We start from the raw sequence: 21,292 nt of genomic DNA, 5'->3' as shown, positions 1-21,292 counted from the left end.
TCCCGGGCTGCATTCCCACGCGGAGCGGTGGGAACGATCAAATGAAAAGCCCGCCTCGGTGTGAACCTTGGCGGGCTTTTTTGTGGCTGGCTGTTTTAGAACGCGCCCATGTAATCGCGCTTGCCCACTTCCACCCCGTTATGACGCAGCAGCGCATAAGTCGTCGTGACGTGGAAGAAAAACTGCGGCAGGCCGTAAGTCAGCAGGTACGACTGGCCACTGAAGCGCTTCTCTTTCGGGGTGCCCGGACGGGTGACGATCTCGATGCCTTCCTTGCCATCGATCTGCTCTGGCTTGATCTCGCCGATAAACGCCAGAACCTTGGCGATCAGGGCTTGCAGCTCGGCAAAGGTGGTTTCGCTGTCGTCGTACTTCGGCAGTTCGACTTCGGCCAGACGCGCCGACACGCCTTTGGCGAAGTCGACGGCGATCTGCACCTGGCGGGTCAGCGGGAACATGTCCGGGTACAGACGCGCTTGCAGGAACTCGTTCGGATCGATGTTTTTCTCGCTGGCGTGAGCTTCAGCCTTTTTCAGCACATCGCTCAGGGCGTTGAGCATTTGTTGAAAAACCGGGACGGATGCGGCGTACAGGGAAATGGTCATGGCAGTCTCGTGTGATGGCTGGGTGGAACAAGGTGGCGATTATAGCCATGCTTGATGACCACACGGCTTGCCTTTTGTTGGGCAAGGATTAGGCTAGGCGCCTTCGACTGCAGAGGGAACGCGCGATGACCACCGAACCAGAATCCAGCTCCGAACAGCCACGGCTCAACGCCACGGAAATCCGCATCCTCGGCTCGCTGATCGAGAAACAGGCGACCAGCCCGGAAAGCTATCCGCTGACCCTCAATGCGCTGGTGCTGGCCTGCAATCAGAAAACCAGCCGCGAACCGGTGATGAACCTGACTCCGGGCCAGGTCGGCCAGAGCCTGCGCGCCCTTGAGGGTCGCGGTTTTGCCAGGCTGGTGATGGGCAGTCGCGCCGATCGCTGGGAGCACAAGGTCGACAAGGCGCTGGAGTTGGTGCCGGCGCAGGTGATCTTGAGCGGACTGATGTTTCTGCGCGGCCCGCAAACGGTCAATGAGCTGCTGACCCGCAGCGGCCGCATGCATGAGTTCGAAGACGCCGAACAAGTGGTGCATCAGCTCGAGCGCTTGATTGCGCGCGGCCTGGCGGTGCTGATCCCGCGTCAGGCCGGGCAACGCGAAGACCGTTACACCCATGCGCTGGGCGATCCGGCGGACATCGAGGCGATCATCGCCGCGCGGCAGAATCCGCTGGAGCGCGCGGTCACCGGCGTTTCGGTGGAGCGCATCGAAGAGCTCGAAGCGCGGATCGCTGCACTGGAAGAACGCCTGGCACGCCTCGAATAATTCACGCATTCCCCTTGTAGGCCTTCGCCTGCTCGCGATAGCGGTGTGTCAGTCACCTATATGTTGGATGACACACCGCTATCGCGAGCAGGCGAAGGCCTACAGAGGAGGTGCGTTTATTCACCGTCCCAGTAATCCACCCCATCCGCCTGCCGCGCCACGGCGACGAAACCGGACGGATTGCCCTCGGCATCAACGCTGAAGTTATCCATCACCGCGTATTTATTCGAATCCGGGTATTCGCAGATCTCGGGTTGCTGCTGCGTGCTGATCGCCAGGTATCGCAACTCGGCCGAACTGGTATTGATGATCTGATGCGCCTGCTCCGGGCCGCCCGGTGGACAGGCGATCACATCACCGCTACGGATCGGAAAACGCTCGCCCCCCAGGCGCACCTCGCCCTCCCCGGCCACCACGTAGAACATTTCCTCATTGACCCGATGGCTGTGAAACGGACTGCCGCGCATGCCCGGCGGCAAGGCGTACAGGCGATAGCCAAGTTTTTGCGCGCCCAGTCGCTGGCCGATGCGGGCGAAGCGCTGTTGATAGCGCCCGGCGGTTTCGCCTTTCGGGGCAAGGGCTTCGGGCAGGGGTTCGAGCTCGACCTCGTCGACATTGAGAATGGGCGGATGCATGGACGGCCTCGGTTTTGGTTTTTTGGTGAAGGCAAGTCTGCGCTTGCCGCGCAGGCAGCATAGCCGAGGATGTCTGGCTTGATACCGCAGCGCGGCCATCGCCAGCAGGCTGGCTCTCACAGGTTGACCGGGTTCCAGTTGAAAAATGCGCTCAACCTGTGGGAGCTTGCCTGCAAGCGATGAGGTCCGCCCCGCCACCGCAAGATTCAATCAGCTACGCGCAAACGCCGCCGCCGCCGCAAACTGCGCTTCATTCGGGCGCACGCCGGTATACAGCACAAACTGCTCCAGCGCCTGAATCGCGATGACTTCCAGCCCGGTGATGACCCGTTTGCCCTCCGCACGAGCGCGCACAATCAGCGGTGTTTCCGAGGGAATCGCCACCACATCGAAAACCGTCTGCGCCGCCTTGATGACTTCCGGTTCAAACGCCAGTTGCCCCGCTTCCGGCCCGCCGTCCATCCCTACCGGCGTCACGTTGATCAACATCTGCGGGCGCTCCTCGCCCAACTCTGCCTGCCAGCGGTAACCCAGCGAATCCGCCAGCGCACGCCCGGCGCGCTCGTTGCGGGCGATGATCAGGCCGTTCCTGTAACCGCCGTCGCGCAAGGCACTGGCCACCGCTTTGGCCATACCGCCGCTGCCGCGCAGGGCGAAGGTCGAATCCTTGGGCACGGCGTGGCCCTGCAGCAACTGGGCGACGGCGATGTAATCGGTGTTATACGCCTTGAGGTGGCCGTTAGTGTTGACGATGGTATTGATCGACTGGATCGCTGCCGCCGACGCATCCAGTTCATCGACCAGCGCAATGCACGCCTCCTTGAACGGCATCGATACGCCGCACCCGCGGATGCCCAGTGCGCGAATCCCTCTCACGGCACCGGTCAGGTCTTTACTGCTGAAGGCCTTGTAATAGAAATTCAGGCCCAGCTGTTCATACAAATGGTTGTGGAAACGCAGACCAAAATTCCCTGGCCGCCCCGACAGGGACATGCACAGCTGGGTGTCTTTGTTCGGGTTCATCTGCATGAAACTTCTCCTTCGAACGCACTTTCGGATAGACGGGATTAGCCAGCCCCGCGGGCTCTGAACGATCATGGGGCGTGATTTAGAGGGCTTTCGCGGCGATCGTTCAGCCCGGTAAAGAAACCGCTACAGACCTTACACAAAATTTACCCAGCGGCTGTGCTGATTTTGCGAATTTCAGTGTCTCAGATGTATCCCCGCGACAATTGTGGGCCTGGTGCAGGCCCTGCCGCCGGGTCGAAGAACCGAGGATTTATCATGATTCGTAAACTTCCCATTATGGCTTTGCTGATCGGCGCGCTCGCGGTCACGGGTCAGGCAGAAGCGGGTGGTGGCCACGGCTGGCAAGGCCCTGCAGTGTTTGGCGCGATCGTCGGCTCGGCCATCATCGGCTCGGCACTGATCAATCAGGATCGGCCGGTGTATGTGCAGCAACCGGTGTACGTACAGCCCCAACCGGTTTATGTGCAGCAGCCGCCACCGGTTTACTACCAGCCGGCGCCGGTGTATGTGCAGCAGCCGGTTTACGTGCAGCCGGCGCCGGTTTATTACGGTCCGCCTCGCGGGTATTACGGCCGGCCGCATGGGTATTACGGCGGGCCACGCTGGTAACCGGGACACGGAGCCCCGCTTTTGAAGCGGGGCTTTTTTGGGGGGAGTGTGCGATCGGCTTTGGGCTTGTGGTGGATTCGCCCCTCACCCCAGCCCTCTCCCGGAGGGAGAGGGAGCCGATCTCGGTTGGCTTTGAAGTTTGCGTACGACCCGGTATTTCCCGTCGGCGCATATCACGTACGACTCGGTATTTCACCTCAGCGTACCTCTCACATCCACCGCGATCAGTCCCCTCTCCCTCTGGGAGAGGGCTAGGCGGGCGGCGTTCCGATGAGGGGCTTTTGATCTTTACGGGCGCACTGAGCATATTCGACCACTCGTCGCCCAACGTCTGAAAAAATCTCGCCAAGGTCGCTGCGAGAACAGTTTATGCAGCTAAAGTCGGCATGATTGACTCGACCGTCATGGGCATTTCCACGAAACGGTCATGGTTTTGTCATGACGGAGCCGCAATCTGAATCCGTCCGTAAACAACAGGTTGATAACAACAAGGACGACGGTATGCCAACACAAAACCCGCACCGCATTGTCGGTCTGTGCACCTCGAGCAAGGTGTACAGCGCGCTGACCGAACTCAAGCATCTGGAAGGTCACCGCTGCGCCAAGTTCCTTTCGCTGCTGGCGGAGAACCTGGTGCACAAAGGCTTGCTCAACGAGCGCGAAGTCATGCACATGCTCGATCAAGTGGTCGACTGAGGCGGCCCTCAACCGCATCAATGACCACTATCGAAAGCGTTGATTGTCCGCAGAAGCGGCGAATCTCTAAGGTAGCTCCATTGTTGAATGGAGGTACAGGTCATGGCTCAGGTTCAAATCATGTCGGTGGTCGGCAGCGCGGTTCCCGCTTCGCTCAGAGCGTCGGGGTTGCTCGCCTGCTGGTATCTGATGCGCGACGGCGAGGCGATCAGTGGCCCGCTCACCTCGTTACCCGCCGCACAGGCCTTGTCGCAGAAAATCGTCGGTGCCTCGTTCAACGCTTAAGGCAGTTGCACCTTGGGTCGGGTCTCGACGAACAGCGCCCAGCTCGACAGAAACAGCGCGGCGATCAACGGGCCGATGACGAAGCCGTTGAGGCCGAACACCGCGAGGCCGCCCAGGGTCGAGATCAAAATCATGTAATCGGGCATTTTCGTGTCCTTGCCCACCAGAATCGGGCGCAGGACGTTGTCGACCAGGCCGATCACGAAAACCCCGAACAAGCCGAGCACCACACCTTGCCAGATCATCCCGCTGAGCAGGAAGTACACCGCCACCGGCGCCCAGACGATTCCCGCGCCGACCGCTGGCAGCAACGACAGAAACGCCATCAGCACCGCCCAGAGTAAAGCGCTGGGAATGTCGAGAAACCAGAAAATCGCCCCGCCCAGCGCACCTTGCGTCACGGCCACCAGCACGTTGCCTTTGACGGTCGCACGCACCACGCGGTTGAATTTCAGTTGCAGGCGACGCTTGTGATTTTCCTCCAGTGGCACGGCGGTGCGCATTTTGCGCGCCAGTTCAGGGCCGTCACGCAGGAAGAAAAACAGCAGGTACAGCATGATGAAAAAACTCACCACGAACTCAAAAGTGCCCTGGCCGAAACTGAACGCCTGAGTCGCCAGCACCTGACTGCCCTGCATGGCGGCCTTGACGATTTTCTCGCGAAGGCTGTCGAGTTCGCCCATGCCGAAACGGTCGAGCAGATGCTGAAAGTATGGCGGCAGGCTGTGCTTGAACTGGGCCAGATAGGCGGCAATGTCCAGCTCACCGCTTTCAATATTCTTGTAAACCGTCGCCCCCTCCTGCACCAGCAGAATGCTGACGATGATCACCGGCAGAATCGCGATGACCAGGCACAAGCTCAACGTGCACAGCGACGTCAGGTTGCGTGGCCAGCCGAATCGGATCTGCAGCCTGCGCTGCACCGGCGCAAACAGAATGCCGAGAATCACTGCCCAGAACACCGCACCGTAGAACGGCAGCAGGATCCAGATGAAGGCCACCGTGACCAGCACCAGCAGCACTGTCAGGGATTTGAATTGAAGACTCTTTTCGTTCATGTCCGGTCCATGTCTGTCAGGCGTCATGCACGCCCCGAACCTTAGTCACCCGCGACGTGCGCGAGTGCCCTGTTTATTCGTTGAGCATAGATCCAGATCAATAAACCCTCGCTGCGCCTCGCTTACCCTGCCGCGCTTTTGCGACCGCCATCATGAACTCGACCCACAGCGCTCCCGAACTGCTCGCCCCCGCCGGTACCTTGAAAAACATGCGTTACGCCTTCGCCTACGGCGCCGATGCGGTGTATGCCGGGCAGCCGCGTTACAGCCTGCGGGTGCGCAACAATGAATTCGACCATGCCAATCTGGCGCTGGGCATCCGTGAGGCGCAGGCGCAGGGCAAGCGCTTCTATGTGGTGGTCAACATCGCCCCGCACAATGCCAAGCTGAAGACCTTTCTCAAGGATCTGGCGCCGGTGATCGAGATGGCACCGGATGCGCTGATCATGTCCGACCCTGGACTGATCATGCTGGTGCGCCGACATTTTCCGCAGATGCCGATTCACTTGTCAGTGCAAGCCAACACGGTGAATTGGGCGAGCGTTGAGTTCTGGCAACAGCAAGGTGTCAGCCGGGTCATTCTGTCGCGGGAATTGTCGCTGGAAGAGATCGGCGAAATCCGCGAGCAGGTGCCGGGCATGGAGCTGGAAGTGTTCGTCCACGGCGCGTTGTGCATGGCCTACTCCGGGCGCTGCCTGCTCTCCGGCTACCTGAACAAGCGCGACGCCAATCAGGGCAGCTGCACCAATGCCTGTCGCTGGAAGTATTCGGCGCAGCAGGCCACGGAAAATCAGCTCGGCGAGATCGTACAGACCTTCCAGCCCGAGCCGACCCTGGGCCTCGGCGCACCCACCGATCAGGTGTTCCTGTTGCAGGAAGCCAACCGCCCGGACGAATTGATGCCGGCCTTCGAAGACGAGCACGGCACCTACATCATGAACGCCAAGGACCTGCGCGCCGTGCAGCACGTCGAACGCCTGACGCACATGGGCGTGCATTCGCTGAAAATCGAAGGCCGGACCAAATCGCATTTCTATTGTGCCCGCACCACTCAAGTGTATCGCCGCGCCATTGACGATGCAGTCGCCGGTCGGCCGTTCGACCGCAGCCTGATGAGCGACCTCGAATCACTGGCCCAGCGCGGCTACACCGAAGGCTTTCTGCGCCGGCATGTGCATGATGAATATCAGAACTATCAGCACGGCAGCTCCGTGTCAGAGCGTCAGCAGTTCGTCGGCGAACTGACCGGCGAGCGGCGTGAACGGCTGGCCGAGGTCAAGGTGAAGAACCGCTTTGCCGTGGGCGATCATCTGGAATTGATGACGCCCCAGGGCAACTTTCATTTCGATCTGCACGAACTGCACAACCTCAACGGTGAGACCATCGACGTAGCGCCGGGAGATGGGCACACGGTCTATCTGCCGATACCGGATGCGGTGGATCTGCGCTTCGGGTTGTTGATGCGCGATTTGGGTGCTGCCTGAAAAGCCGCCCTCATTCCAGAAGTCGTGATCAGTTCAATTAGGGCAGTTTGCTTATCAATCTGCGTTTTCAGGATGAAAGCGCCTGATCGATTGTTGCTCCAATCTGAATAGCGTTGTCCAAATCCCTACGATTATCGCTTCAGGTCAAGCAGTTCATCATTGCCTCACTACATGCCGCTCGCTCGTGAGCTTGGCGTTCCGGCCTGGAAGACTTCTTTCAACCAGTCCACGAATACGCGAACCCGAGGTGAAAGGTGCCGATTGTGTGGATAGAGCACCGAAACGGGCATGGTGGGCGGCAAATTGTCAGGTAGCAATTCGCACAGGATTTTCTGCTGCAACTCCTTAGCTACCCTGTATCTGGGAACCTGGATAATCCCGATTCCCGCAATGGCAGATGCAGTGTAAATCTCCGCGCCGAACACAGAAATTGCCGTCGGAATCGTCACCTCTAGCACCGCTCCATTTATCTGGAATTCGAACGGAAAAGGTCTTCCGCTCGTTCTCGAGATGTAGTTGATCGCCTGGTGCTTGCCGAGATCGTCAACGCTAAGCGGCGCGCCATAAGTTTCGATATAGGCGGGGCTGGCGCAAGTCACCTGCGGCAAGTCGACCAGGTGCCTGCCTATCAAAGACGAATCTCCGAGCGTACCAGCACGAACCACACAGTCGACTCCTTCTTCGATGAGATCGACGAAGCGGTCAGTTTCGCTTAGCGACAACTCAATGCCGGGATAACGTTGCATGAAGGACGGCAACGCCGGTATGACGAAAAAACGAGCCAAGGTGCCATGCAGGTCTACGCGCAATCTTCCCTTGGGAACGCTTTGCCGAAATGCCAGTTCAGCCTCTTCCAGTTCTGCCAAGAGGTTAACGCATCTTCGGTAATAAGCTTCGCCATCCAATGTAGGGCGCACACGTCGTGTGCTTCGCTCAAGCAGCCTCGTCCCTAGCCATTGTTCGAATTGGTTCATTACATGCGTCAGCGTCGCGCGAGGAATCTCAAGATCCTCAGCTGCGGCGGTGAAGCTACTGCGCTCGTAGATGCGTACGAAAATCTTCATGGCGCGAACTTGATCCATCGAGCGGGCTTCCCATTGCTGATGAGGGTTGAAAGTAGCGTGACAAGCAGGCGGATTCGCTCAGAACTCGGCCATTTCATCGACTCCCTTCTCAGCGTGCTGCTTTCACTAGCGTGTGCAAAAGCACTACCGTCATTATTGTTGGCCAAAATTGAATAGTGAAGGCTAAAAAGGTGTATTTATCAAAAAAACCTGCCATGGGAATCTACTCCCACACCACAACCAACCCAACGATAAAGGCAGGGGATGAACATGAATACTTCCAACGGCAAAGTAGCAATCGTCACTGGCGCTTCGCGCGGAATCGGTAGCGAAATCGCCAAGCGCCTGGCGCAGGACGGCTTCGCAGTAGTCGTTAACTACTCCAGCAGCGCTGGTGAAGCGAACACACTGGTCGCTACGATCCAGGCGCAGGGTGGCCAAGCGTTAGCTGTAAAAGCCAACGTCGCCTGCGCCGCCGACGTGCGCCGGCTCTTCGAAGAAACCGAGCAGGCGTTCGGTGGTGTCGACGTCCTCGTAAACAACGCCGGCATCATGGCTCTTGCGACCATCGCCGAGACTGAAGACGAAAGCGTTGACCGTCAGATCGACATCAACTTCAAAGGTACTTTCAACACCTTGAGAGAGGCTGCAAAGCGGATGCGTGACGGTGGCCGGGTCGTCAATTTCTCCTCAAGTGTTGTGGCCATGTTGCAACCTACCTATGGCGTTTATGCCGGTACCAAAGCCGCCGTCGAAGCGATGACGAGCGTGTTTGCGAAAGAGCTGCGCGGGCGCAGCATCACAGTGAATGCTGTTGCGCCTGGCCCAACCGCAACTGATCTCTTTCTGAATGGTAAGCCGCAGGAAATCGTGGATCGTTTATCCAGGCTCGCGCCACTGGAGCGCTTGGGTCAACCACAAGATATTGCCGCAACTGTCGCCTTTCTCGTGGGCTCCGATGGTGCCTGGATCAACGGGCAAACCCTGCGCGCCAATGGCGGGATTATCTGAAGCAACGTCCTGGATTCTGACCCTACAGGTACTCGGAGAACACTATGAAACAAGTCATCGTTATCACCGGAGCTTCCAGCGGCTTCGGAGCCCTCACCGCGCGCGCACTGGCACAGGCTGGACACACCGTTTACGCCAGCATGCGCGAAACGCTGGGCCGCAATGCACCGCAAGTACAAGACGCGGCTCGTTACGCTGAAGAGCACCGAGTCGACCTGCGCACTGTCGAAATGGACGTTGCTTCCAGCGATTCCGTCGAAGCCGGTATTGCGCAGGTAATCAAGGAGGCAGGACATCTCGACGTAGTTATTCACAACGCAGGCCACATGTCGTTCGGCCCAGCCGAAGCATTTACGCCTGAACAGTTCGCCCAGCTTTATGACATCAACGTACTGAGTACTCAGCGAGTCAACCGCGCCGCACTGCCGTACCTGCGCCAACAGGGAAGCGGTCTGGTTCTCTGGGTGTCCTCCAGCAGCGCCCGAGGTGGTACGCCGCCTTATCTGGCACCGTACTTTGCAGCCAAAGCCGCAATGGATTCTCTCGCCGTGTCCTACGCAAGCGAGCTGACCCGCTGGGGGATCGATACCACCATCGTGGTTCCGGGCGCATTCACCAAGGGCACCAACCACTTTGTCCATTCTGGTACTCCTGCGGACAGCGAGAGGGCTGCTGAATATCACACTGGCCCGTATGCGGGTGTTCCGGAACAGAGTCTCAAAGGATTGGCCGCACTGGAGCCGGAAGACGCTGACGTTGCTGATGTCGCACGCGCGATTGTCGACATTGTTGACATGCCTGTAGGGCGCCGCCCTTTCCGGCGTCATGTTGATCCATCACAAGATGGCGCAGAGGTCGTCAATGCCATGGCTGACCGTGTGCGTGCGGAAATGCTGCGTCGTATTGGTCTCGGAGATCTGCTTCACACCCGTGTAGATGAAGTGGGCGTGCAAATGGCTATGTCGCAGGAGCGCAAATAATGGCTACTCCTCAGAAAGCTTTGGCAGCCCCTGATTCCAAGGTGATAAAGCAGATGCGATTCAATGCGATCACGGCAGTTGCTGCGGTGACAGCTGCCGCAGCAGCGGCAGCTAGCCTGGCGCTCGAGCTACCTGTCTGGGCGATGTTCATTGGCTGGGTCGCATTTTTCTCCCGAGGTCATAGCTTGCGTGATGGCTTGGTCAACTACGGCAGTGTATTGGCCGGTTTGATCATCGGAATGGCTGCGGCAATCGCAATTGCCGCGCTCAGCCCCTCTCTCGAAAAAATGGCATTGCCACTTGTGGTCTTTGTCGTCGCGATGGGCGTAGTTTCGCTTCGCGCGCTTCCGGTGATGAACAACGTACTGGGCTATTTTCTTGGCCTTATAGCGTTTTTCGCTGCCCACATGGAGCCGTCTCTGGAAGCTGGCGTGCGGCTGGGTAGTGCCTCAGGAATTGGAAGCCTGGCGGCGTGGCTTTCCGTCAAACTCCAACAAAGCGTGGCTATCTGGAGACTGCGGCCATCCTGATAATGCTCCGTTGCACATATCGGGAAGTACGATTTCAATCAATGAAGCCGCCGGAGCTTGATGCAAGGGCGGCGCACAAGTAGAAAGCCGTTGCGAGCAGGCTCACTCCAACGGCTTGTTGTTGACCCGTATTCCATCTACACACGCTCCCACTCGCGAAACGGCCAGCCAACCACCATCAAACCCCAAGGCTCAGCGCCGATCATCCGACAACGGCGTCGGCTCATCCGCCGGCAGCACATCCTCGTCAGCGGCGGGGTCTTGCCAGTCATCCGGCCGGTCAGCATCACTCAACGGATCGCGCCCCGGATCCATGCCCGGCGGCGCGTCGTGATCGCTCAGGGTCGGCTCGTCGGTGCCGGGAATGCGGTGGGTCTGGTCGGTGGGCGCAATGCCGCCCGGAAACAACGAATCGTCAGCCATGGTGCACCTCACAAAAACAGCGCCGGAATGTCCGGGTTGTCTTGGTTGGAGATGAGAAACGTGGGCGATGTGCGGCGCAACAGACCAGCGGCATTCAGCCTTGCGCGGAAAAGCGATCACGGCTGTTGGTCAGGTGCAGCCACATCGCCGCCCGCGCCGCTTCCGGGTCCTGACGCTTGATCGCATTCAGAATTGCCTCATGCTCCAGATTGGCCAGTTGCCCGAGCTTGCTCAGATCCGCCGCGCCCCGTTCGGCAGCATTGAGGCGAGTACGCGGAATCATCGCGCTGCCCAGGTGCTGCATGATCTCGCTGAAGCACACGTTACCGGTGGCTTCGGCGATCAACAGATGAAAGCGTCGATCCGCCTCGACGCAACTGTCGTTGTTGTCCAGCAGCCGCTGGTAGTCATCCAGCGCCTGGCGCATCTGCAGCAGTTGCTGCTCGCTGCGCCGTTGCGCCGCCAGTGCCGCTGCCTGGGTTTCCAGGCCCAGGCGCAACTCGAGCATGCTGCGTACACCCAACGCGGTGTCGACATTCAGGCGCAAGCCCTGCTCTGGCGCGCGCTCGATGACAAACGTGCCGATGCCGTGGCGAGTTTCCACCAGCCCTGACGCCTGCAATTTGGAAATCGCCTCACGCACCACCGTGCGGCTGACGCCGTGCTCCTGAACGATGGAATTCTCCGACGGCAGCTTGTCACCCGGCGTCATCTGGCCGAGCAGAATGCTCTGGGTGAGTTTTTCCACCAGGTCATGCGCCAGGTTGTGCGCACGTTTGCGGGCGGGGGCGTCGAAGTCTTCTTGCATGGTCGAGTCCGGTGATCAGGGCTTGCCGATCGTAGCACCGCGCGTGAGGTTGGCGGGACTGAATTTGGCCCTCTAGCGCAGCCAACTTGTATGACAACAGCAAATGTCATCCGAAGCACTCATAAAATCTTTCGTCACCCAGCCGCCCTTTGCAAAGACAAACAGCGACGCGCCCGCCACGCGAAAGCCAGCAAATACGGCGCATACGAAGCAAAAAGCATAAAAACCTGCTTCTCAAGACGAAATTAATCACCCCACCCCACTTGTAGGACAAAAATTTCCAGTTGTATGATGTCTAGCAACAACGCAGCACCCAGACCTACCCGCATAAAAATAATCAGTGGGAGAAAACCAAGTGAAAACCTCCGTCTCGGGGATGAGCGAGGGTGTCGATCCGACGCTCGCCTCGGCCATCTCGAAAGTCAAACGCCACGTCCTGCCGCTCTTCGTGATCATGTTCATCGTCAATTACATTGACCGGGTGAACATCGGTTTCGTCCGCACCCACATGGAAACCGACCTGGGCATTGGCGCCGCTGCCTACGGCTTCGGCGCCGGGCTGTTCTTCATCGGTTACGCGCTGTTCGAAGTCCCTTCCAACATGCTCTTGCAGAAAGTCGGCGCGCGCATCTGGCTGACCCGCATCATGTTCACCTGGGGTCTGGTCGCCGCCGGCATGGCGTTCATCCAGAACGAAACCCACTTCTATATCCTGCGATTCCTGCTCGGTGTGGCTGAAGCCGGTTTCTTCCCCGGCGTGATCTATTACTTCACCCGCTGGCTGCCCGGCGCCGAGCGCGGCAAGGCGATTGCGATTTTCCTCAGTGGCTCGGCCGTGGCTTCGTTGATCTCCGGGCCGCTGTCCGGCCTGCTCCTGCAAATCAACGGTTTGGGCATGCACGGCTGGCAGTGGATGTACTTCATCGAAGGGATGTTCTCGGTGTGCCTGTGCGTATTCGTCTGGTTCTGGCTCGACGCCAAACCCCACGATGCGAAATGGCTGACCCGCGCCGAACAGGATGCCCTGGTGACCGCCATCGACGACGAACAAAAGGCGCGCGAAGCCGCGACTCCAATCCGTCCGTCGCTGGGCAAATTGCTCAAGGACCGGCAAATCATTCTGTTCTGCCTGATCTACTTCTTCATTCAGTTGACCATCTACGCAGCGACGTTCTGGCTGCCGAGCATCATCAAGAAAATGGGTGAGCTGAGCGATGTGCAGGTCGGCCTGTTCAACTCGATTCCGTGGCTGCTGTCGATTGTCGGCATGTATGCGTTCGCCACGCTCTCGGCGAAGTGGAAACACCAGCAGGCGTGGGTCGCCACGGCGCTGTTGATCGCCGCGGCGGGGATGTTCATGTCCACCACCGGCGGGCCGATTTTCGCTTTCGTGGCGATCTGCTTCGCGGCGCTGGGGTTCAAGTCGGCGTCGTCGCTGTTCTGGCCGATTCCGCAGGCTTATCTGGATGCCCGCATCGCCGCAGCGGTGATCGCGCTGATCAACTCGGTGGGCAACCTGGGCGGCTTCGTTGCGCCGACCACCTTCGGCTTGCTCGAAGAGCACACCGGTTCGATTCAGGGCGGCCTCTATGGTCTGGCCGCGACCTCGATCATCGCCGCGATCATCGTCTTCGCCGCACGCACCACACCGAAACCTGCTGCTGAAAACGCCGTGGCCGACGCCGCGCCGAAACACGCCTGAATTCGTCTGCAAAGGAAAACAACAATGAGCGTACACGACACCGCCAAAGCCCCGATCATCACCGACATGCAGGTCATCCCGGTGGCCGGTCACGACGGCATGCTGCTCAATCTGAGCGGCGCCCACGGGCCGTTTTTCACCCGCAACATCGTCATCCTCAAGGACAACGCCGGCCACACCGGCGTCGGTGAAGTGCCCGGTGGCGAGCGCATTCGCCAGACCCTGGAAGACGCGCGCAATCTGGTGGTCGGCAGCCCGATCGGCACGTATCAGAAGATCCTCAACCAGGTGCGCCAGACCTTCGCCGATCGCGATGCAGGCGGCCGTGGCCTGCAGACCTTCGACTTGCGCATCACCATCCACGCCGTCACCGGCCTCGAAGCCGCCCTGCTCGATCTGCTCGGTCAGCACCTCGACGTGCCGGTGGCGGCGCTGCTCGGCGAAGGTCAGCAGCGTGACGAAGTGAAGATGCTTGGCTATCTGTTCTACGTCGGCGATCAACGCGAAACCGACCTCGCCTACCGCAGCGAACCGGACGCCGACAACGACTGGTTCCGCGTCCGCCACGAGAAAGCCATGACCGCTGAAGCCGTGGTGCGTCTCGCCGAAGCGGCCCACGCCAGGTACGGCTTCAAGGACTTCAAACTCAAGGGCGGCGTGCTCAGCGGCGATGCCGAAATCGAAGCGGTCACCGCCCTCGCCGAGCGTTTCCCCGAGGCGCGCATAACCCTCGATCCGAACGGCGCCTGGTCGCTGAAAGAAGCGATTCGCCTGTGCCGCGATCAGCATCACGTACTCGCCTACGCCGAAGACCCGTGCGGTGCGGAGAACGGTTATTCCGGCCGCGAAGTGATGGCTGAATTCCGTCGTGCCACTGGCCTGAAAACCGCGACCAACATGATCGCCACCGACTGGCGCGAAATGGGCCACGCGATCCAGTTGCAATCAGTGGACATTCCGCTGGCCGACCCGCATTTCTGGACCATGCAGGGTTCGGTGCGCGTTGCACAGATGTGCCACGAATGGGGCCTGACCTGGGGCTCGCATTCCAACAACCACTTCGACATCTCGCTGGCGATGTTCACCCACGTCGCCGCTGCCGCACCAGGCGACATCACCGCCATCGACACCCACTGGATCTGGCAGGACGGCCAGCGCCTGACCAAGGCGCCCCTGCGAATCGTCGACGGCTGCGTGCAAGTGCCGCAGAAACCGGGACTGGGCGTGGAACTGGACATGGATCAAGTGGCCAAGGCCCACGAACTCTACAAAGGCATGGGCCTCGGCGCGCGGGATGACAGCGTGGCGATGCAGTTCCTGATTCCGGGCTGGAAGTTCGATAACAAGCGGCCGTGTCTGGTGCGCTGAACCCGATCTTCAGTCCACCACCATCCCTGTAGGAGTGAGCCTGCTCGCGATTGCGGTGTGTCAGTTGGAATCGTTGTTGACTGACACACCGCTATCGCGAGCAGGCTCACTCCTACAGGGGTTTTGCATTATTCAGAAATGTGTAACAGCCAGTTTTTGAACGCCATCATCGCCGCCGACTCAGGGCGCGACTGCAATCGCGTCAACCAATAGCTGCCGGTGGTGATCTCGATCGCAAACGGCTGGCAAATCACCTCCGCCGCCAGTTGCCGAGCGAACATCAATGACGGCGCCAACGCCACGCCACAGCCCTGGACGGCAGCCTCCATCATCGCTAGCGACGAATCGAACATGATGCTTTGCGGCGGCGCGGCGTGAGTTGTCAAACCGGCAGCCTGCAACCATTGCGGCCACTCATCGGTGCGATAGGAACGCAGCAAGGTCTGCTGCAACAGGTCCGCTGGTGCATGCAGTTGTCGAGCGATCTCCGGCACGCACAGTACCGACAGCGGTGCATCGAGCAAACGCGTCGCCTCGATGCCATGCCACGCCCCCGCACCGAAGCGAATCGCGTAATCCAGCCCTTCCGCCGCGACGTCCACACGATTGTTGTGGGTCGACAGCCGTAAATCCATGAGCGGATGTTTCGCCCGGAAGTCCGCCAGCCTCGGCAACAGCCAACCCACGGCGAACGTGCCGACTGCGCCGACGGTCAACGTTTCGCGATACTGCCCGCCGGCGAGGCGCTCGAGAATCTGTGCGACGTGATCGAAGGAGGTGCTCAGCACCGGCAGCAGGGTTTCACCTTCACTGGTCAGCAGCAGCCCACGGGGCAAGCGTTTGAAAAGGGTGACGTTAAGCTGCGCCTCAAGGCTCTTCACCTGATGGCTGACCGCCGCTTGCGTCACGCACAGTTCCACAGCGGCGCGAGTGAAGCTCAAATGACGCGCCGAGGCTTCAAAGGCGCGCAGGGCGTTCAGCGGTAATTGCGGTCGAATCATACCCTACCCCAAATTTTTCTAATGGCTCGTGCGAGTTTTCATCGTTTGTCGTTGGCCGCCGAGCTGACTAGATTGGCGGCGCTGATCAGCGACCTCACGAGAAAATCGCCCGCAGTGTAGCGGTATAACAACATCAACGCTCATGGAGAGTGGTTCATTCATGTCATCCATCACTTCAAGCAAAGTCCTTTCCTGCGCAGCGTTCAGCCTGTTCTTTGGCGCCACAGCCTGCCTCGCCGCCGCACCTGACGATGCGCAGTTGCAAGCACTGGTCAACGCGGCAGTAATGCCGGTCATGCAGCAACAGAACATTGCCGGCCTCACCGTAGCGCTGACCGTCAATGGCAAACCGCATTACTTTAACTACGGGGTTGCCGCGAAAGACACGGGACAGAAAGTCAGCGAGAACACCCTGTTCGAAATCGGCTCGATAAGCAAAACCTTCACCGCCACCCTCGCAGGTTTCGCGCAAGCCACCGGCAAACTGAACCTGTCGGCCAAGGCCAGCACACTCTGGCCTGAACTGAACGGCAGCGCCTTTGACAACATCAGCGCGCTGCAACTGGGCACCTACAGCGCCGGCGGTTTGCCGCTGCAATTCCCGGCCGATGCGGATTCGCCTGAGACCATGCTCGGCTACTTTCAGCAGTGGAAACCGACCTGGCCGGCCGGCAGTCATCGCCAGTATTCCAACCCGAGCCTCGGCCTGTTCGGCTACCTGACGGCAAAAAGCCTCGGCCAGCCGTTCGATCAAGCGATGGCGCAAACCTTGCTGCCGAAACTGGGCTTGCAACACACGTACCTCAGCGTCCCCGCTAAACAGATGAGCCTGTACGCGCAAGGCTACGACAAGGACGACAAACCCGTGCGCGTGCGCCCTGGCGCCCTCGACCTGCAAGCCTACGCGGTGAAAACCAGCGCCGTGGACCTGCTGCGTTACGTGCAGGCCAATCTCAAACCTGAAGCCCTGGCGGCACCCCTGCCCCAAACCATCGCCAACACCCATACCGGTTACTACCGCATCGGTGATATGACCCAGGGCCTGGGCTGGGAAATGTACCCCTACCCGATCAGCCTCGAACGCCTGCTCGCCGGCAACTCCACGGAAATGGCCATGCAGGCGCACAAGGTGCAATGGCTGAAGCCACCGCAGCCACAACCGGAAAACGTGCTGATCAACAAGACCGGCTCCACCGCAGGCTTTGGCGCGTATGTGGCGTTTGTACCAAGTAAAGACGTCGGCATTGCGATCATGGCCAACAAGAACTTTCCGATTGCGGAGCGGGTGAGGATTGCGCACAGGATTATCAGTGCTGTGACTGACTGACTGATTGGTTGGTTGGTTGCGAGGCAATGAAAATGGGCGACCTGTTGAGAGTCGCCCATTTTGATTCAGCTGTTAAAGCTGCGCCTGCAGTTTCCACCCGATGACATCCATCAGGTCGCAGCTGTCAAGCAAGGGAATCGCCAGCACCCGTGCCAAGTCCTGCAACAGCAAAGCGTCGTGTCCCTTGTTATCGCCCAGCGCGACGGTCTCCAACAGTTGCGTCACACATCGCAACCGGTAGGCCGCCGTGCCATGCAGCACATCCACCGGCGCTTCGCTGTCGATCAGCAGACAAGGAATCTTGCAGTCGATCCCGGTAATCGGTACGTATCTCGCCATGCCTGAACCTCCATGTTCAATGTTGGATGACCGTGGGTGGATCGAGATTGTCCAGCGCGCGGTTGAGCAGCAACTCGCCAAGCAGGGCCAATTGCTGGATCGACAAGGCATGGCTGCGCGATGAGCCTTGCAGTTTCGCCGCCAGATCGGTGCTCAGGACATTAAGTGAAGCGAGGGTTTCGCAGGCGTGGCAGAGCAGCGTCGGGGTAGCGATGTCGGGCCGGAGGGTGAAGAGATGGCTGATCGGATCGAAATGATGGGGCTGGCGTAATCGGGGGTTGTTGGCGTCGAAGGATCCCGAACATAAGGGAGACTCGGGGGACTTGGAGTATGTTTTTTCATAAATCCAATCCTCGGGACATTTTAAGAAAAAACTGCCGAACTCACTTCCACGAGAGGGTGGCAGCCACATCCGGCCACTGTGTTCTACAGCGGCCAAACAAGACTATCCCTGTCCTGACTGCCCCACCAGTTCACCACCGCCGCCGCGGCTTGCACGAAAAATCCGCGGGGTTTGCAGGGCATTTGTGTCAGACGTTTCGGCCGGCACATGCTGCAATGACTTCTAATTAACGAATGGATTTGTTGTGCCTACACTTCGCTCGATTACGCGTTATGCAATCTGGAACTCATCCGGAACCTGCAATGCGTTCATCTAACGAGGCGCAATCAATGGAAATCAAAAGCGTGAGGCTCTCGGATGTCGGGCGCTTTGAAGAACTGGATATTCAGTTTGCCCCGACCTCGACACACCGTTCGAAGATCACTGTGCTGATGGGGAGAAACGGCAGCGGGAAAACCACCGTTCTGAAATCGCTGAATATCTGCCTAAGCTGGCTGATCGCTAGAATTCGCTCTGGCACCGGCAGTGGTATGCAGCTCCCGACTGAAGACATCCGCAACGGTGCGTCTGGAGCCGTCGTTTCGATCGGCATCACAGACCTTTCGCACCCACGAGCATTTATCGGTGACGATCATCGCGAAAACGAACTGTTCGTATGGGGTTGTGCTCGCAGTCGAGAAGAACGTGTAGCGACTGCCCGCGGAGCAATGAGCGAGATCAGACTGCTCGCAGATCATTACCGCACTCAACTCACCGCCGACGAAGGCGCATCGCTCCCACTGATCGCTTTTTACCCATCTGAACGTCGCATACTCGATATTTCACTGAAAACTAGCGGTAAACAAGCCGTCGACCAATTTGACGGGTACGACAACCGCTTCAATGGCGGCGTTGATTTACATGATTTCTTCGGATGGTTCCGCGAACGTGAAGACAGCGAAAACGAGGACGGGATTCCACACGCAATACTGGCGCAAATCGCCGAAAAATTCGGCAGCGCAAGCGAAGTATGGCAAACACTTTCCAATCTGGAAGCATGCTTCCGCGACCGTCAACTGACAGCCGTCCGTTCAGCTATTGCAGCGTTCATGCCAGGCTTCACCAACCTGCGCGTACACCGCAGCCCGCATTTGCACATGACTGTTGAAAAGCATGGCGCAACGCTCAACGTCACGCAGCTCTCTCAAGGCGAGAAGTCGCTTTTCGCTCTGGTTGGTGATATCGCCCGCCGTCTGACGATCACGAATCCTTCGATGGACAACCCGCTGCATGGTAACGGGATCATTCTGATAGACGAAGTCGATCTTCACTTGCACCCGCAATGGCATTTAAACCTGATAGCGCGATTGCGGGAAACCTTCCCTAATTGTCAGTTTGTATTGACCACCCATTCGCCTACGGTTATCGATCAGGGCACGGATGCGCTGGTTCACCTTCTTGATGACGGTGAGTTTTGCGAACCAGAAAAAGGTCTTGAAGCCATTGCCGCAAAGTAAAGAAACATCAAGCACAGTGGGAGCGAGCCTGCTCGCGAATTGCGACAAGTCAGCCACTGATGAGGTGACTGATAGACCGCAATCGCGAGCAGGCTCGCTCCCACAGGGGATAGGGTTTATTCAGTTAAGTGCGTGATCAATCATCCGGCATTTGCGGCGGCTTGCTCGGTTTTGCGGGCTTGCTCGGCTTGGTGCCTTTCGCGCCTTTGGCAGGCTCCGGTTCGGCAGCGGCTGGGGCGGCCTGAGCCGCGGCGGCGGCTTCTTTTTCGGCCATGGGCATGGCGTCGATGGTTTCGAAAATTTTCGCCAGGCTCAAAGCCTTGGCTTCGTCACCGGAGGCAGAGAGTTTGGTCTCGCCATCCTTGCCCACCAGAAACACTTTCGGATACGCCCCGGCGCCCAGCTTGAGCGAGCGCAGCAGCGCCATGGTGTCCTGCTGGCCCAGGTCCTTGCCGTCGAGTTGGCCGGACATGTTGAGGATGGTGTAGACCTTGATGTTGCGGTCGGTGACGGCCTTTTTGTTGGCCGGGTCCTCCAGCGACTTCTTCAGGCTGACCCACACCGGGTCGACGGTGCTTTGTGCAATGACGATCAGCGGTCGGGCTCGGCCGACATCGCCGGCCAATGGCGAATCGCTGTCGGCGGCGAACAAGGGACCGGCCATCGCCAGCAAGAATGTCAGGGTCAGTGACCTGATGAGCATGCGCATCTCCTTTTGATATCCACGCTCTACTGATTGCGCATCGCGGCGATTGTTCCGGTGCAGTCGGGCAAATATGTTTCGCCTTTCCCGAAGCTTAGGACAGACACGACATTGCGCAACAAGAGCGGCATGATCACCGCCCGGATTTGCTTACCTGCTGTGGGCGCATTAGGGTGGCTGTTTTCGCTGATGAAATGGAGTTCACACGCATGCACATCGATTACTTATGCGATCACCCCGAATTGATTGAAGAATTGGCGACGCTCAACTTCAACGAGTGGGGCGAGTTCCGTCCGGGGCAAACCGTCGAGGACCGCATCGAACACATGCGCGAGTCGTGCGGCAAGGGCACCGTCCCCAGCGTTGTGGTGGCGCTTGAAGGCTCGCGACTGCTCGGCGGCGCACTGCTGATCGCAAGCGATCTGAAGCTACGCCCGGAACTCACGCCATGGTTGGCAGGGGTTTACGTAAAGGCTGAAGAGCGTGGACGCGGAATCGCCTCACAACTGGTCAACCGGGTGGTTGAAGAAGCGACCGCGCTAGGCGTGCCGCAATTGTATCTGTACACCGATGCCTCGCAGTCGCTGTACGCGCGACTGGGCTGGGAGGTGGTTGAAGATCTGGTGTACGAAAACCTGCCGGTGACGGTAATGAAGTTCGTCATACAGCGCTGACTGCGTCGAGGCGATTGAGCCTCACTCCAGCGCTGAATCGAGCGCCGAAAGCAACTGCGCAGGATCCACCGCCCGGCTGCCGAGCTTGAGTGCACCGCTGACCAGTTCAACACTCAGCGTCACTGAAGCCTGGTCGCCGGGGTACTTGCGCAACAGCAGATCGATGCCATTGGCCGTCTCGTTAGCGGTTCCGATCAAATCCCACAGGCTATCCGTCAGATCCAGCAACACTTGCTCGCGCTGCCGATCGACCATGCGCGGCGCATACAACCAATGGCTCATGCGCATTTCACGTGGCTCCACGGTGATGACGAGGCGACCCTCGCAATGGACGGTGGTTTCAGTCATGGCT

25 protein-coding genes are annotated in these 21,292 nt (G+C 59.0%); 13 read left to right on the top strand and 12 right to left on the bottom strand.

Features of this window, described 5'->3' with window-relative positions; translation table 11 throughout:
- Positions 1-95: 95 nt before the first annotated feature.
- On the bottom strand, positions 96-605 hold the full coding sequence (locus J3P93_RS10070; RefSeq protein ID WP_434597037.1) for a DUF1993 domain-containing protein: 510 nt from the start codon (positions 603-605) through the stop codon (positions 96-98).
- A gap of 125 nt (positions 606-730) precedes the next feature.
- Here J3P93_RS10070 and J3P93_RS10065 point away from each other — a divergent pair, with 125 nt between their 5' ends.
- Positions 731-1,375, top strand: a complete 645-nt coding sequence (locus J3P93_RS10065) for a YceH family protein (RefSeq protein WP_434597035.1) — start codon at positions 731-733, stop codon at positions 1,373-1,375.
- Positions 1,376-1,491: 116 nt separating this feature from the next.
- On the opposite strand, the gene J3P93_RS10060 is transcribed toward J3P93_RS10065, so the two are convergent.
- Together J3P93_RS10060 and J3P93_RS10055 are read right to left on the bottom strand one after the other, a co-directional pair.
- Positions 1,492-2,010 (bottom strand): cupin domain-containing protein, encoded by a 519-nt coding sequence (locus J3P93_RS10060; RefSeq protein ID WP_434597032.1) that lies wholly within the window; start codon positions 2,008-2,010, stop codon positions 1,492-1,494.
- A 210-nt stretch (positions 2,011-2,220) separates the two neighbouring features.
- Positions 2,221-3,039 (bottom strand): shikimate 5-dehydrogenase, encoded by an 819-nt coding sequence (locus J3P93_RS10055; RefSeq protein WP_434597030.1) that lies wholly within the window; start codon positions 3,037-3,039, stop codon positions 2,221-2,223.
- A gap of 255 nt (positions 3,040-3,294) precedes the next feature.
- On the opposite strand from J3P93_RS10055, the gene J3P93_RS10050 reads away from it, so the two are divergent.
- The 3 genes from J3P93_RS10050 to J3P93_RS10040 all read left to right on the top strand — a co-directional run bounded on the left by J3P93_RS10050 (position 3,295) and on the right by J3P93_RS10040 (position 4,629).
- The gene (locus tag J3P93_RS10050) at positions 3,295-3,648 is read left to right on the top strand and encodes a hypothetical protein (RefSeq protein WP_434597028.1); all 354 of its coding nucleotides are present in this window, start codon (positions 3,295-3,297) and stop codon (positions 3,646-3,648) included.
- Between the two features lie 501 nt (positions 3,649-4,149).
- Positions 4,150-4,344, top strand: coding sequence for a hypothetical protein (locus J3P93_RS10045; RefSeq protein WP_016984641.1), 195 nt, complete (start codon positions 4,150-4,152; stop codon positions 4,342-4,344).
- A 102-nt stretch (positions 4,345-4,446) separates the two neighbouring features.
- Entirely contained in the window at positions 4,447-4,629 is a 183-nt protein-coding gene (locus J3P93_RS10040) for a hypothetical protein (protein ID WP_203418686.1), read from the top strand.
- Here J3P93_RS10040 and J3P93_RS10035 read toward each other — a convergent pair.
- Entirely contained in the window at positions 4,626-5,687 is a 1,062-nt protein-coding gene (locus J3P93_RS10035; RefSeq protein ID WP_434597025.1) for an AI-2E family transporter, read from the bottom strand. The genes J3P93_RS10040 and J3P93_RS10035 overlap by 4 nt on opposite strands.
- 152 nt (positions 5,688-5,839) lie before the next feature.
- On the opposite strand from J3P93_RS10035, the gene yegQ reads away from it, so the two are divergent.
- Positions 5,840-7,171 (top strand): tRNA 5-hydroxyuridine modification protein YegQ, encoded by a 1,332-nt coding sequence (gene yegQ, locus J3P93_RS10030; RefSeq protein WP_434597023.1) that lies wholly within the window; start codon positions 5,840-5,842, stop codon positions 7,169-7,171.
- Between the two features lie 167 nt (positions 7,172-7,338).
- Here the strand turns inward: yegQ and J3P93_RS10025 are convergent, their stop codons facing one another.
- On the bottom strand, positions 7,339-8,253 hold the full coding sequence (locus tag J3P93_RS10025; RefSeq protein ID WP_434597020.1) for a LysR family transcriptional regulator: 915 nt from the start codon (positions 8,251-8,253) through the stop codon (positions 7,339-7,341).
- A 252-nt stretch (positions 8,254-8,505) separates the two neighbouring features.
- Here J3P93_RS10025 and J3P93_RS10020 point away from each other — a divergent pair, with 252 nt between their 5' ends.
- Genes J3P93_RS10020 through J3P93_RS10010 form a run of 3 tightly spaced genes read left to right on the top strand, consistent with a single transcriptional unit; the run spans position 8,506 to position 10,756 of the window.
- Positions 8,506-9,246, top strand: coding sequence for an SDR family oxidoreductase (locus J3P93_RS10020; protein WP_434597018.1), 741 nt, complete (start codon positions 8,506-8,508; stop codon positions 9,244-9,246).
- 44 nt (positions 9,247-9,290) lie between these two features.
- Positions 9,291-10,226, top strand: a complete 936-nt coding sequence (locus J3P93_RS10015; protein ID WP_434597015.1) for an SDR family oxidoreductase — start codon at positions 9,291-9,293, stop codon at positions 10,224-10,226.
- Positions 10,226-10,756 (top strand): DUF1097 domain-containing protein, encoded by a 531-nt coding sequence (locus J3P93_RS10010; RefSeq protein WP_434597013.1) that lies wholly within the window; start codon positions 10,226-10,228, stop codon positions 10,754-10,756. Before J3P93_RS10015 ends, J3P93_RS10010 begins: the two co-directional genes overlap by 1 nt.
- 192 nt (positions 10,757-10,948) lie before the next feature.
- Here J3P93_RS10010 and J3P93_RS10005 read toward each other — a convergent pair whose 3' ends face one another.
- Positions 10,949-11,179: a hypothetical protein gene (locus tag J3P93_RS10005; RefSeq protein WP_434597011.1), complete on the bottom strand. Its 231-nt coding sequence runs from the start codon at positions 11,177-11,179 to the stop codon at positions 10,949-10,951.
- A 94-nt stretch (positions 11,180-11,273) separates the two neighbouring features.
- Positions 11,274-11,987, bottom strand: coding sequence for a FadR/GntR family transcriptional regulator (locus J3P93_RS10000; protein WP_093100159.1), 714 nt, complete (start codon positions 11,985-11,987; stop codon positions 11,274-11,276).
- A gap of 355 nt (positions 11,988-12,342) precedes the next feature.
- On the opposite strand from J3P93_RS10000, the gene J3P93_RS09995 reads away from it, so the two are divergent.
- Positions 12,343-13,689, top strand: coding sequence for an MFS transporter (locus J3P93_RS09995; protein WP_434597008.1), 1,347 nt, complete (start codon positions 12,343-12,345; stop codon positions 13,687-13,689).
- Positions 13,690-13,713: 24 nt separating this feature from the next.
- On the top strand, positions 13,714-15,057 hold the full coding sequence (gene gudD, locus J3P93_RS09990; RefSeq protein ID WP_434597005.1) for a glucarate dehydratase: 1,344 nt from the start codon (positions 13,714-13,716) through the stop codon (positions 15,055-15,057).
- A 128-nt stretch (positions 15,058-15,185) separates the two neighbouring features.
- Here the strand turns inward: gudD and J3P93_RS09985 are convergent, their stop codons facing one another.
- Positions 15,186-16,058: a LysR family transcriptional regulator gene (locus tag J3P93_RS09985; RefSeq protein WP_434597003.1), complete on the bottom strand. Its 873-nt coding sequence runs from the start codon at positions 16,056-16,058 to the stop codon at positions 15,186-15,188.
- Positions 16,059-16,218: 160 nt separating this feature from the next.
- On the opposite strand from J3P93_RS09985, the gene ampC reads away from it, so the two are divergent.
- The gene (gene ampC, locus J3P93_RS09980; protein WP_434597001.1) at positions 16,219-17,385 is read left to right on the top strand and encodes a class C beta-lactamase; all 1,167 of its coding nucleotides are present in this window, start codon (positions 16,219-16,221) and stop codon (positions 17,383-17,385) included.
- A gap of 72 nt (positions 17,386-17,457) precedes the next feature.
- On the opposite strand, the gene J3P93_RS09975 is transcribed toward ampC, so the two are convergent.
- Positions 17,458-17,724 (bottom strand): hypothetical protein, encoded by a 267-nt coding sequence (locus tag J3P93_RS09975; protein ID WP_434596999.1) that lies wholly within the window; start codon positions 17,722-17,724, stop codon positions 17,458-17,460.
- 16 nt (positions 17,725-17,740) lie between these two features.
- Positions 17,741-18,163 (bottom strand): DUF6124 family protein, encoded by a 423-nt coding sequence (locus tag J3P93_RS09970; protein WP_434596997.1) that lies wholly within the window; start codon positions 18,161-18,163, stop codon positions 17,741-17,743.
- A 206-nt stretch (positions 18,164-18,369) separates the two neighbouring features.
- Here J3P93_RS09970 and J3P93_RS09965 point away from each other — a divergent pair, with 206 nt between their 5' ends.
- The gene (locus J3P93_RS09965; RefSeq protein ID WP_434596995.1) at positions 18,370-19,563 is read left to right on the top strand and encodes an AAA family ATPase; all 1,194 of its coding nucleotides are present in this window, start codon (positions 18,370-18,372) and stop codon (positions 19,561-19,563) included.
- A gap of 136 nt (positions 19,564-19,699) precedes the next feature.
- Here the strand turns inward: J3P93_RS09965 and J3P93_RS09960 are convergent, their stop codons facing one another.
- The gene (locus J3P93_RS09960; protein WP_434596993.1) at positions 19,700-20,266 is read right to left on the bottom strand and encodes a DUF4174 domain-containing protein; all 567 of its coding nucleotides are present in this window, start codon (positions 20,264-20,266) and stop codon (positions 19,700-19,702) included.
- A 209-nt stretch (positions 20,267-20,475) separates the two neighbouring features.
- Here J3P93_RS09960 and J3P93_RS09955 point away from each other — a divergent pair, with 209 nt between their 5' ends.
- Positions 20,476-20,940: a GNAT family N-acetyltransferase gene (locus J3P93_RS09955; RefSeq protein ID WP_434596991.1), complete on the top strand. Its 465-nt coding sequence runs from the start codon at positions 20,476-20,478 to the stop codon at positions 20,938-20,940.
- Between the two features lie 21 nt (positions 20,941-20,961).
- Here J3P93_RS09955 and J3P93_RS09950 read toward each other — a convergent pair whose 3' ends face one another.
- Positions 20,962-21,288, bottom strand: a complete 327-nt coding sequence (locus J3P93_RS09950) for a hypothetical protein (protein WP_434596989.1) — start codon at positions 21,286-21,288, stop codon at positions 20,962-20,964.
- Between the last annotated feature and the right edge of the window lie 4 nt (positions 21,289-21,292).

Origin of the sequence: Pseudomonas sp. R3-57, from assembly GCF_051132065.1 — a bacterium.
Taxonomy (GTDB): domain Bacteria; phylum Pseudomonadota; class Gammaproteobacteria; order Pseudomonadales; family Pseudomonadaceae; genus Aquipseudomonas.
This window is presented reverse-complemented; position numbering and strand designations above follow the sequence as displayed.